Raw genomic sequence first — 11,886 nt, 5'->3', positions numbered from 1 at the left:
GTTTGAGCGACACTCAATCAAGCCCGAGACTCAATTTGAGAGCTTCATTGATGTCGCTCATCACCCCTGTCCCTAAGCTACCCACAACTGACTCGATGCGCTTGTCGATAGAGACGACACGTATTTGATCGAGTCTGACAGACGAGTCTTTCTTGAACGGTGAATCAGTGGCTTCTACCAATACTTCGAACGGGTACCCACGGTGAGTTCCTGTTGCGGGTGCGACTATCGTCGTCCCCGAGTTCTTGTTCCCGATGTCGTTCTGTACAACGACCGCTGGACGGGTCTTTTTCATCTCGTGTCCTTCTGCAGGGTCGAGACGGACGATGACGACGTCTCCTCGGCGGATTCTCGGGCCTTCACTCATTCATCAAGCCCGTCCCACGCATCGTCGGAGACGTCGTCCCACTCTTCGACCAGCGTCTCGGCACTCTCGGAAGCCGCACGATACGCAGCGGCTAGTTCCTCCTCGCCAGTTTGGTCGTTCTCGACGTCGACGATTGCGACGGTCACGCGTTTGTTCGCGTACTCTGTGCCGAGATAGATTCGGCCTCTCTCATCGGTTTCGTTCGTCTGGAATTCATCCGCGTCTATCTGCATATTACCCACTATGGCCCACTGGGTGATAGCTGTTGCCCACTATTACCCACCGCTTCGGTTTATCGGGATTCACCAGACTTGCTTACCGACTCACGCCCAGATGGCGGTCGAGAACCGTCTCGTCGGCCCGCAATTCCTCGCTCGTGCTCCCGTGGACGATGCGGCCGTTCTCGACGACGTAGACGTAGTCACAGACGTCGAGCGCGACGTGGACGTTCTGCTCGACCAGCAGGACTGTCAGCCCGTCGCCTCGCAACTCCTCGACGGCGTCGATGACGCGCTCGACGATGAGCGGGGCGAGTCCCTCGGTCGGTTCGTCCAGCAGGAGGCAGTCGGCGTTGCTGACCAGCGCGCGGGCGATGGCGAGCATCTGCTGCTCGCCGCCGCTGAGAGCGCTTCCGGATGTGTGTTCGCGCTCGGCGAGGTTCTCGAACGTCGCCATCACCTCGTCGATGCTCCGGCCGTACTCGCCGTCCGACCCGCCGAGTTCCGCGAGTTCGAGGTTCTCTCGGACGGTGAGCGAGTCGAATACTCGCCGCTCCTCGGGGACGAGTGCGACGCCCTCGGCGACGGTGGCCTCCGGTCCGAGGTCGGTGACGTCGACACCGTCGTAGGTTATCGACCCGGACCGGGGCGTGAGATTGCCCATAATCGCCCGGAGCGTGGTCGTCTTGCCGACGCCGTTGCGACCGACGAGGCCGACGACTTCGCCCCGGCCCACGTCGAAGCCGACGTCTTGCAGTACCGTCGTCGTGTCGTAGCCAGCGGTCACGCCGTCGACGCGTAACAGCGGGTCGTCGAGGCGGTGTGGGTCGTCCCGGTCGGCCGTCACGCGTCGTACCCCCCGAGGTAGGCCTGCTGAACGTCGTCGTCGGCGGCTATCTCCGCCGGGGTCCCGGTGGCGAGTGGCTGACCCCTGTTGAGGACGGTGATGCGGTCGGAGATGCGCATCACGAGGTCGACGTCGTGTTCGACGAGCACGAGCGTCCTCTCCGCGAGGACGTCCTCGACGAGTTCGATGGTGGCCGCCGTCTCCTTGCCGCTCATCCCCGCGGTCGGTTCGTCGAGCAACACTACCTGAGGGTCCGTCGCCAGCACGAGGCCGATTTCGAGTCGCCGTCGGTCGCCGTAGGCGAGCGTACTCGCCTGCGCGTCAGCGAGCTCCGAGAGCCCGACGCGGTCGATGACCGACGCCGTCCGCTGGTCGACACTCGCCAACGAGTCCGTCTCGGCGAACAACTGCTGCATCGTCGAGTAGTCGTCGAACTCCGCCGCCTGTGCCGCCAATCGGACGTTTTCGCGGACCGAGAGGCCGCTGAAGACCGTCGTCAACTGGAACGAGCGCGCCAGTCCGCTCTCGACGCGTTCGGCCGGGGACTGGTCGGTGATGTCCCGTCCGAACAGCGAAATCGTGCCGTCGGTCGCGGTCATCGCACCGCTGACGAGGTTGAACAGCGTCGTCTTCCCGGCCCCGTTCGGACCGATGATGCTCCGGAACTCACCGTGTTCTATCGCCAAGTCGACGTCGTCGACCGCGCGAAACCCGCCGAACTGCTTCGTGAGCCCCTCGGTCCGAAGCGCGACGTCGTCGCTCTCACGGTGTGGAGTCTCAGTCATCGGTTTCGACCTCCTGACCGGGCCCCTCGCCGAGCGGTTCGTCGTCGGGTCGGCCGCGGAACAGCCCCTCGAGGCGGGTCGGTAACGAGACCAACCCCTTCGGCAAGAAGAGGACGACGAGGACGAACAGCGTCCCCAGCAACAAGCGCCACCACGGGATAATCGAGGAGAGTCGCTCCTCGAAGATGGTGAACACCGCCGCACCGAGCATCGGGCCGTAGAGCGTTCCAGAGCCGCCGAGGACGGTCATGACGACGACGTCGCCGCTGTTGATCCAGTGCAGGAGCGACGGGCTGGCGAAGCCGCTGTTGAGGGCGAACAGCGCCCCCGAGAGCCCGGCCAACGCCCCGCTGACGGTGAACGCGCGCCGCTTGAACGCCTGCACGTCGTACCCGACGAAGCGCGCCCGGAGTTCGCTCTCCCGGACCGCCTGCAGGACCGTCCCGAACGGCGAGCGCATCAGCCGGCGGACGAACAGGTACGAACAGACGACGGTCGTGAGCAGGAAGTAGTAGAACAGCGAGTCGCCGGTGAACGCGAACGGCTCGATACCGACGATGACCTCGCTGAACCGGAAGCCGACCGGCCCGACGCCGTAGAACGGTTCCGGGACGCCGAACAGCCCGTTGCTCCCGCCGGTGAAGTCGAACTTGACGGCGGCTTCCCGGACGATTTCGGCGAACGCGAGCGTCATCATCACGAAGTAGACGCCGGAGACGCGTATCGAGAGGCGGCCGACGACGGCGGCGGCGAGCGCCGTGACTGCCACCGCGAGCGCGAGTGCGACGAACGCCGACGGTGTGACGTGGAGCAAGACGAGGACGACAGTGTACGCCCCCAGCCCGTAGAACAGGGCGTGACCGAGCGAGATGAGGCCCGAGTAGCCGAGGACGACGTCGAGACTCAGCGCGAACAGCGCCCAGACGAGGGCGGTGCTCACCAGCGAGACGACGAACCCCGAGTAGAGGACCCCCTCGAACACCGGCACAAGCGCGAGGAGGGCGATGACGGCGACTCCGAGTCTCGTGTGCAGTCTGTCGCCGAGGACGCCGCCGCCGAGGCCGCTGACGAACTCGCTCGGTTCCGAGTCGCCGGCGTCGACGTGGTCGCTGTCGCCGCCGAACAGCCCCTGTGGGCGAACGAGCAATACCCCGATCATGAGCGCGAAGATGAGCATCCCCTGTAACTGGGGAACGAACGTGCTGACGACGCTCTGGACGATACCGACGATCAGGCCGCCGACGACCGCGCCGCGAAAGCTCCCGAGGCCGCCGAGGACGACGATGACGAACGCCGGGATGATGACGGCGTTGCCCATCTCGACGTTCACGTTCTGGTAGCCACCGAGGACGACGCCGCCGAAGGCAGCGAGTGCCGCGCCGAACCCGAAGACGAGTGTGTAGTAGCGGTCGATGTCCACCCCGAGGTTCCGGACCATCTCCCGGTCTTCGGACCCGGCCCGAATCACCAACCCGAACCGGGTGTGCTGGAGCAGCGCCCACGTCACGAGCGTGAGCGCCGCTCCGGCGAGTATCATGAAGTAGTTGTACCGCGAGTACGAGAAGCCGAAGACGGTGACGGCCTGATTCAGCACGGCTGGCGGAGAGATGAGTTTCGCTTCGGTCCCCCAGACCAGCTGCTTCACGTCGTAGACGATGAGCAACAGGCCGAAGGTGAGCAGTATCTGTGCCAGCTGACCGCGACCGTACACCCGGTTGATGAGTCCCCGTTCGAGGACTGCCCCGAGTACGCCAACGAACAACGGGACGAGAATCAGCGCTACCCAGAACCCGCCCTCGCCGAAGCCGACCACCATCGAGAACGCGAAGTAGGCTCCGAGCGCGAGCAACTCGCCGTGCGAGAGGTTCAACACGTCCATCACGCCGAAGACGATAGACAGCCCCGCGGCGACGAGCACGTAGACGACCCCGATGGTCAGCCCGTTGAGGAGAATTTCGAGGAACTGGAGCGTCGAGACCATACTGAGTTAGAGCTATCTAAGTGGCTACGCCCATCTCTGAATAAATGTATCGGGATTCGGGCCGCCGTGATGCACGGAGGACGCTCTAGTTGGGTCAGCAGGTCGGTCGTCGAGAAATGCCCGTGTCAACGGGGCTACCGCTGATCGGAACGCACCCACGCCGACGTCGCTCCGTGCATGGTAGAGGCGGTGTACTCTTCCCGAACGATAGTTTCCAGAACACGATTGTAGAGCGCGCCGAACGTCACCGGTCGGCCACTGGCTTCGAGCGCTTCGACGACTCGCTCGAAGGACGAACAGGCGTACGTGGTCGTCCGCAATCCCCAACGTCAGAATGTCGTGCCCGAACTGGTCAGCAGTCTCACCGAATTCAGTATCATGGGCAAGAAGCGCAACAAGATATACCGAGCAAAGAAAATCTTCGACACTGACATCGGCAGTCTCCCGCTTCATCTCCCCAGTTCTGACGACCGAAGCCGACGCCATCCAGTGATTCACCAGCGCCGAATTAGGATCTTTCACTCCGGTTACTGACTGGTTACGATATGGTAAACTGCCTATAGGTAAGTGTCTCAATCGTGAGGGAGTGTCATGGGAGGATGCCCATTCCACACAGATGAGGGGGACTCGGAGGTTCCAGAGGACCGGACGGAGGGAGAGCGGACACACCAGTGGTCGTCGGGTCGGAGTATCGACCGCCGCGCGTTCCTGAAAAGCGCCGTCGCTATCGGTGGCACGAGCGCGCTGACGGCCGCTATGAGCGTCGAAGCCGATGGGAGCGATCCGTCCATAAGGTCTCCGGACGGTGAGCCGGCGAACCGACCGCCACAGCAGCACCGGTGGTCGGACGCGGGATACGCAGACGAACACGGGAACCCCGCGCCACCGACACACCAGCTCGTCCTGTTGCTCGATTACGTCGGCGACGATATCGACGCCGACAGGGCCCGGATGGAGGCGTCGTTCCGCCAGCTCGAAGAAGCGTTCGCCTACGACCAGTCCGAGGGGCTGTTGTTCAACGTTGGGTATTCACCAGCTTATTTCAAACGCTACTCGACCGGCCAGCCCAAGGACGTCGACATCACTGAGCCGCGGGCGGTCTCGCCCTACAACGACCCCGCGATGGACCGGCAAGACATCTTCCTCCAACTCGCGAGCGATCGGGCGTCGGTAGTCCTGGCAGCCGAAGCGGCGCTCGAAGGGACCACCGACGTAGTGAACGGTGTGTCGGTGGAGGACTCGCTCGCTGAGTTCTGTGTGGTCGCGGAGCGACGGTCGGTTTTCGCCGGCCCGGGACTGCCGAAAGAGCGGCTCTCCGACGACGTCGCCGAACACATCGACGAGACGTCGCCGCTTTCGATGGGCTACGATTCCGTCTACGCCGACAGCATCCCGCCAGAGCGGCGCGTCACCATCTCCGAGGGCCCATGGACGGACGGGACGGTGGCGATGGTCTCGAAACTCCAGTTGAAACTGCGGGAGTGGTACGAGGAACGGACCGAAGCGGAACGGGTGCAGGAGATGTTCGCTCCCGACTACACGCCCGAGGACGTCGGTGATTTCGGCGAGGGACTCGGCGAAGGTAGCGGCCGGGAAGACGGTGAGGGATGGTCCGACGAACTGACCGATCAGACCGAGGCCGACGCCCGCGAGAAGGGCGTCGTCGGCCACTCACAGAAAGTCTCCCGCGCCCGTGACGACGACTTCGGGGTCAAGTTGCTCCGCCGCGATGGCGACATCACTGTCGCTGGCGGCAAGGGCGGGCTGAGCTTCGTCGGACTGGTCGAGGGCATCTCCGATTGGTTCGATGTGGCCGACGCGATGTACGACCCCGGGCTCGACGGCGTGCTTCGTGGACACGACGACAGCGATGGTACCGACGGCCATCACCCCCGGAGCGGCATCAGTGCTCGAATCGACGTCCTGTCGCGGGGGCACTTCCTCGTCCCACCCCGCTCGTTGCGTGCCCTCCCACCGTCGCGCCCGTAACCAGCCTGTCGCCCGCTCTTATCCGATGGCGGTGTCGGCCGTCCTCGCACCGATTCAGCGCTCACCGTCGACGTGTCTCGCCGACGCGCCGCCGACTGCTACGTACTGGCCAGTTGGGTGAGGGGATTCGTCGCCCGATTGCTCGACACATCACTCTGTCCATAGGAAATCGCCTCGGATCACGTGGTTCGAGATGCCGACGGCGTCTCGGCATCACGGGAGTGCGTCACTCTCTCGAACGACCCCGGGGCACTCGGCCTGCTCCACCTGTAGAACTGGGATACTGCGGTCTCGTGATCCTGTAGCCAATGGATTACTAACCGGGCGCTGCGAGATTTTACTGTATCGTGTTGGGGCCGCTAGATTTGCAAGAAGATGGTGTTCTGGACCTCCTCTCGCTACAAAGTCTCTTCAATGTTCTCTACTCCGCGAAAACGGCCCTGTTACGCATTTCCTTCTGGAGTTGATTATCTTGCCACTATTGTACATACCACTCCTAATCGCCGGCCTCAACAGTATTCAAGCGGTGCTGCTCTTTCTCGGACTGCTTGGACTACACTGCCTCACCTTGATTTGTGGCCGATCGTATCGGAAGCGATAATCAAATCCTGTGTAATCTCTTGTGAGAAGATAACTGATAACAATATGGATAGTAGGGAAGTGGAGACTGTATGTCGACGTCAGCCACAGAGACTGCGACGACTTCGAGTACCCTTTCGGAGAAGCAATCGCGTATCCTTGCATACCTCCACAAGAACGCCACAGAACAGACGTACTTCAAATCTCGACTCATCGCAGACGAGCTCGGTCTGTCGTCGAAAGAGGTTGGCTCGAACATAAATATCCTCTGCCAGAAAACAACCGATATACACATCGAAAAGTGGGGCTACTCTTCGGGGACAACGTGGAAAGTTACGCTATGAACTACCCACCCTGCTCGCGCTGACGGGCTCGCTGAGGTGGAGGTCCCCTGTTCCACGAGAATGTCTTCTCTTCGCCGACGTCGACGGTTCTGATGACGTCCACGACTGGACGAGTACGACCACGTCGGGGTCATCGAGGACGGCGAGATGCTAAATTGAGTGATTCCCGTTCTCCAGGCGCTTGCGAAGCCACCCGCCTCTCGGTGAAAACCCAGTCCTCCGGTTCGGTAACGAACAGTTGGGAGACCCCCAGGTGCTGCAAGCGGCGGTCTCAGATCAGTCTAAGACGTCCTCTGCGGGTTCCTCGAACAGACGAGCCTCGCAGGACTGACACGAGATAGAGACGACGTCGATAGACCGACAGCACGACTCCACGGTGTCGGTCCCCAACGAAACCGGGCCACCACACGTCGGACAGTGGTCGAGGAACAACCGTAGCCCCCCGAGGACGGCGCCTCGTTCGGCGACAGACAACCGGTTCCAGTCGGGCGACCGCTCGGCAAGGAGCTCACCACCTGCCACGTCCGCGACGAAGGCCGCACGAGATTCCCACTGTCCCCCGCGGCGTCCGTGCCGCCGCAGGACCAAGGCGTCACCGTGCGCTTCGAACTCGACGTCGTCGACGTCGACGCCGAGAACCGGTGCGAGGGCCGTCCAGTCGGGGTCTCGGTCACGAAGGTCGGCCATCCGTCGGTACCACTCTCGGTGGAAGTCGGACGTCGTCTCAACGTCCTCACCGTCGGCATCCTCGGATATTGCGTCCGCGCGTCGGAGAATCCGTTCTAAGTCGAGGTCCGATTCACCGTCGCCGGCGGCCGATGCTGGGTGGTGGTCGAACAGCGCCAGCACGCGCTCGGGGAGGAATCGGGTGGTCAGCGTCGGCGTCCCCGGCACGAGATAGCCCCGGAAGTAAATCAGGAGGAGCGACGTGACGAGAAACAGCGCAGCGACCGAGAGAGCGACCGTCGCGAGGACGGCAGTACACAGCGCCGTGAGGGCGATGTTCACGACGGTACAGGGCAGACATCGATTGTCGCCGGTGTACTCCGGTTGCCGGAGGCGACCAGCGAGCGTCCGAACGGCGTCGAGTGGCGAAGCGAGTGACACGATCATCGACCCCCCAGCAACCGTTCGAGCACGACCCATCTGTAGCCACGGAGTTGATACGCTGTCGACAGTGCGATGACGATCAAGAACAGACTGGTCCACAGGATGGAATCGATAGCGCTGACGACCGGCGTCTCGAGTTCGGCGGCCAGCAGCGTCAGAAACCCGGCGACTGCCACAGACCGATAGTACGCCGCCCACGTGATGCGGGGCGATTCGAGGAGGAACACGTCCATGTACGGGTTGACTTCACGCGCGTCTCGACGGAGCGACACCGTCTTCCGGTTCTTGTCGTAGTTGACGATGCCCTGTCTGTCGAGTTTTGGTAGATGTGTCTGGTGTAAGGAGTTGTAGACGCTTTCGCGAATGTTTCGCGGTGGCGGTGATTCGCCCGTCTCGTACTCGGCGATGCTCTCTGCCAACCTGCGAAGAGAGACGTCCCCAACCGTCCGTTGAAGTTTCTGAATGGTAGCTTTCCGTCGGTCGTTTCGCAGTATCTCATGTACGTCCTGTTCGTTGAGGAGGCGTTCTTTCTTCGATGTGTGTTGTTCCTGTTGCATTGGTTCTCAACAGCGCTGTCAACGGGCGAGGAGTACCACCCCACAATTCTGGCCGCTGTGTCTCGTCGCAAAGAGTGTTGGTTTAGTAACTATTCGCACTATTACTCAGATTAGGCGCCGTGATACGGTTTCAGCCTGCACGAATCACGTTAGAAATGAATGAATAGGCATGGGTAGTCGGTATCTGACACAGCGGACGGAGCTAGTGAAGTCGCTACTGGTTCGAAGACGACGCCGAGAGAACGCTCTCGTTTGGGACGGATACAGCGTGATGTGGGTGTATAACGGACGATACCGGTCACCGACGAGTGGCGCTTGTTCCCAGAGCGGACGGACGCCAGCGTCCGTTTGAATGTAATCGTAGTTATGAGTTGTATACGTCTCTGTGAATGTCGCGTAATCGGACAATCAACGGCCTCAATCGAGACGTTTGAGGATTCACACGAGTTGTTCAATTCCCTATCGTATCACCAATCCAGCTATTATCTAAGCCCATATCGGCCAGATGTTGAGCCGCGTCCGGCGTGTGGGACGACCACACTGCTGGGCACTGAGAACAATGACGGACAAATTCGAACTATCGAGGCGGAAAGTGCTCGGCGGACTGGGGACAATCGGTGTCGCCTCCGCCGGGGCTGGACTCGGCACGACTGCGTTCTTCAGTGACGAAGAATCGTTCGACGGCAACAAGCTGACGGCTGGCTCGCTCGACCTGAAAGTCGACTGGGAAGAGCACTATAGCGACTGGAGCGACGACGAAGGCACGCTCGGCGAGAACGTCTGGATGCCCGGCGACGAGGGCATCCCGAGCGACGCCGTTCCGGTTCCGACGGCAGCGAACCCGATGCTCTACGTCGCACCGGGTCACTTGGACACGTTCATGCAGAAGACGACCACCGAGGTGTTCCCAGACTACCTCCGCGGCAGCGAACAATACTACGACGCGCAACAAGCGAACGTCGACGGAATAGAGTGTGAGCAACTCGGGAGCGTCGACGGGCGGCACTCGGTGCTGGACGACCCCCGACGGACGAATTACGAGAATTCAGGGAAAAAGTTCGCCGGACAGAAGACCGAACTGGGCGAACCGGTCGTGAAAATCGGCGATGTGAAACCGGGCGACTTCGGCGAGGTCACGTACAGTCTTCATCTGTGTGACAATCCGGGGTACATCTGGGTGAACGGCGGCATCGACTGGGACCACACGAGTGAGAACGGAAAGACGGAGCCCGAATACAGCGATCCTGACGAGGGAGAAGGTGTCGAACTCCTCGACGAACTCATGGTCGCGCTCTGGTACGACCACGGCTCCACGCTGGCGTGGGACCGCTATTCTGGTCCGGACGACACCGAGGGCGACAACATAATGCAAGGCAACGAGACGCCCCTCGAGTTCCACAATCACATCGCAGTCGGTTCACTTCGCACCGTCATGCGGTTGCTCGGCGCCAACGACGGTCTCGGTATCCCGCTCGACGGGGTGCTCGGTGGCGATAACGACTTCATGGAGATCATGCCAGTCGGCAATGGATCGACGGTCGGCTCCGGTGACGCTGACTCCATCTCGGCATTCAGTTGCAGTACCGTCGATGGCAACCCGACCTGTGGAGACTACGACCTCCTGCAGGCGATCAAGATCGAGGACAATCAGCTCACAACTGGAGAGTACGCAACTCCGGCTGGGACGGTGACGGTCGAGAGCTTCGACATCGATGCTGGCACCGTGACTCTCAGCACCGACTTCCCAGTCAGTGCTGTCATCACCAAGGGCGGTCCCAACGCCGAGGTCTGTACGGCCGACGGTGTGACGCTGGACAACGTGACCTTCGAGACGCCGATCAACCCGAACAACGACAAGAACTACGGCGTCAGCCACATCGACATCTGCTACGACGGCGAGGTGCCACCGCCGAACGGCAACGGCGACGGCCGTGACTGCTTCGAGAACTCCACGACGGCGTACATTGGGTTCGCGTGGTGGCTCCCTGTCGACCACGCCAACGAGATTCAGACGGACAAGGCAGCGTGGGACATCGGCTTCTACACCGAGCAGTGCCGCCACAACGACGGTTCCGGGATGCCTCCGGAGAACAACAGCTGACGACAGCATAGCTTCGGGATTCATATCCCGTTCCCCGACTACCGACCCACGCTGGTTGCACGGAGGTTCGATTCCCCCGGTGGGTCTTCCCTGGAGAGGGACCCAATGCCCAACAATAAACTCGAACTATCACGGCGAAAAGTGCTCGCAGGTCTCGGCGGTGTCGGACTCGCATCGGCCGGCGCCGGACTGGGAACGACGGCGTTCTTCAGCGACGAGGAACGGTTCACGGACAGCCAACTCGTCGCCGGCGAACTCGACATGCTGGTCGACTGGGAGGAACACTACGCAGACTGGTCGGCCGACGAGGAAGCGGCCGTCGGCGACGTAATCATGCCCTCGAACGAGGGAACACTCTCGCCGGACGACTACCCCGACGACTACGTCGGCCTCCCGGACCCGCAGAACGCGATGATCGCCGTCCCGATGACGGACGTCATGGCGTTCATGGACGCCACGGCGGTCGAGGCGTTCCCCGACGAGGACGACGACGGATTACAGGATCTTATCAAAACCCGAGATCAGCTCAGCGACGGGTACAAGACGAAAGAACAGATCGAGGAAGAGTTCCGGGCTCAGTTCGCGAACGTGCCGGACGAACTGGATTCGGACCTACGAACCGAGTCCTCCCGCGGGGACCCACTCGTGTATCTGGAAGACGTCAAGCCGGGCGACTTCGGCGAGGTCACCTTCAGCCTCCATCTGTTCAACAATCCGGGGTACATCTGGCTCGACGCGGAGATACTCGAGAACGCCGACAACGGCATGACCGAACCTGAGGAGAACGATGACGACGAGTCAGGGACGGATGCGAACGGAAACAATCCGGGCGAACTCCTCGATGCAATCCACGCGCTGGTCTGGCACGACGACGGCGACAACGTCCTCGAACCGACCGAAGTCGTCCACTCCCCACACGACGTCGACAGTGACAGCACTATCGACCTTACCGGGGACGAACGCATCGTCGCTCGCGGGACCCTCCGCGACGTCCTCGAAAGCGCGGCC

11 protein-coding genes and 1 pseudogene are annotated in these 11,886 nt (G+C 61.8%); 5 read left to right on the top strand and 7 right to left on the bottom strand.

Annotated features, from left to right (window positions below; all coding sequences use genetic code 11):
- Window positions 1–13 precede the first annotated feature (13 nt).
- From Hhyl6_RS10530 to Hhyl6_RS10510, 5 genes are all read right to left on the bottom strand, one after another.
- Window positions 14–367, bottom strand: coding sequence for a type II toxin-antitoxin system PemK/MazF family toxin (locus Hhyl6_RS10530; RefSeq protein WP_483739148.1), 354 nt, complete (start codon window positions 365–367; stop codon window positions 14–16).
- Window positions 364–600, bottom strand: a complete 237-nt coding sequence (locus Hhyl6_RS10525) for a hypothetical protein (RefSeq protein ID WP_483739147.1) — start codon at window positions 598–600, stop codon at window positions 364–366. The genes Hhyl6_RS10530 and Hhyl6_RS10525 overlap by 4 nt, the downstream gene beginning before the upstream one ends.
- An 82-nt stretch (window positions 601–682) precedes the next feature.
- Entirely contained in the window at window positions 683–1,432 is a 750-nt protein-coding gene (locus Hhyl6_RS10520) for an ABC transporter ATP-binding protein (RefSeq protein WP_483739146.1), read from the bottom strand.
- Window positions 1,429–2,217: an ABC transporter ATP-binding protein gene (locus Hhyl6_RS10515; RefSeq protein ID WP_483739145.1), complete on the bottom strand. Its 789-nt coding sequence runs from the start codon at window positions 2,215–2,217 to the stop codon at window positions 1,429–1,431. The genes Hhyl6_RS10520 and Hhyl6_RS10515 overlap by 4 nt, the downstream gene beginning before the upstream one ends.
- Window positions 2,210–4,198 carry an ABC transporter permease gene (locus Hhyl6_RS10510; protein WP_483739144.1) on the bottom strand — a complete coding sequence of 663 codons (1,989 nt, stop codon included), beginning with the start codon at window positions 4,196–4,198 and terminating at the stop codon, window positions 2,210–2,212. Before Hhyl6_RS10510 ends, Hhyl6_RS10515 begins: the two co-directional genes overlap by 8 nt.
- Window positions 4,199–4,789: 591 nt before the next feature.
- Here Hhyl6_RS10510 and Hhyl6_RS10505 point away from each other — a divergent pair.
- From Hhyl6_RS10505 to Hhyl6_RS10495, 3 genes are all read left to right on the top strand, one after another.
- A complete protein-coding gene (locus Hhyl6_RS10505; protein WP_483739143.1) occupies window positions 4,790–6,187 on the top strand; it encodes a DUF7405 family protein in 1,398 nt (465 codons plus the stop codon).
- Between the two features lie 193 nt (window positions 6,188–6,380).
- Window positions 6,381–6,788, top strand: a complete 408-nt coding sequence (locus Hhyl6_RS10500) for a DUF8028 family protein (RefSeq protein ID WP_483739142.1) — start codon at window positions 6,381–6,383, stop codon at window positions 6,786–6,788.
- Between the two features lie 70 nt (window positions 6,789–6,858).
- Complete coding sequence (locus tag Hhyl6_RS10495; RefSeq protein WP_483739141.1) at window positions 6,859–7,110, top strand: DUF7123 family protein; 252 nt, start codon at window positions 6,859–6,861, stop codon at window positions 7,108–7,110.
- A 276-nt stretch (window positions 7,111–7,386) separates the two neighbouring features.
- Here the strand turns inward: Hhyl6_RS10495 and Hhyl6_RS10490 are convergent, their stop codons facing one another.
- Together Hhyl6_RS10490 and Hhyl6_RS10485 are read right to left on the bottom strand one after the other, a co-directional pair.
- Window positions 7,387–8,217, bottom strand: a complete 831-nt coding sequence (locus tag Hhyl6_RS10490; protein WP_483739140.1) for a DUF8054 domain-containing protein — start codon at window positions 8,215–8,217, stop codon at window positions 7,387–7,389.
- A 2-nt stretch (window positions 8,218–8,219) separates the two neighbouring features.
- Window positions 8,220–8,777 carry a DUF7344 domain-containing protein gene (locus tag Hhyl6_RS10485; RefSeq protein ID WP_483739139.1) on the bottom strand — a complete coding sequence of 186 codons (558 nt, stop codon included), beginning with the start codon at window positions 8,775–8,777 and terminating at the stop codon, window positions 8,220–8,222.
- A 559-nt stretch (window positions 8,778–9,336) separates the two neighbouring features.
- Between Hhyl6_RS10485 and Hhyl6_RS10480 the strand changes: the two genes are divergently transcribed.
- Both Hhyl6_RS10480 and Hhyl6_RS10475 read left to right on the top strand, forming a co-directional pair.
- The gene (locus Hhyl6_RS10480; protein ID WP_483739138.1) at window positions 9,337–10,878 is read left to right on the top strand and encodes a SipW-dependent-type signal peptide-containing protein; all 1,542 of its coding nucleotides are present in this window, start codon (window positions 9,337–9,339) and stop codon (window positions 10,876–10,878) included.
- Window positions 10,879–10,983: 105 nt separating this feature from the next.
- A pseudogene (locus Hhyl6_RS10475) lies at window positions 10,984–11,166 on the top strand (SipW-dependent-type signal peptide-containing protein); the annotation flags it as partial.
- Window positions 11,167–11,886 lie beyond the last annotated feature (720 nt).

Source organism: Haloarcula sp. H-hyl6 (assembly GCF_056934455.1).
The sequence above is the reverse complement of the archived record's forward strand: the minus strand, read 5'-3'. Positions and strand labels throughout refer to the sequence as shown.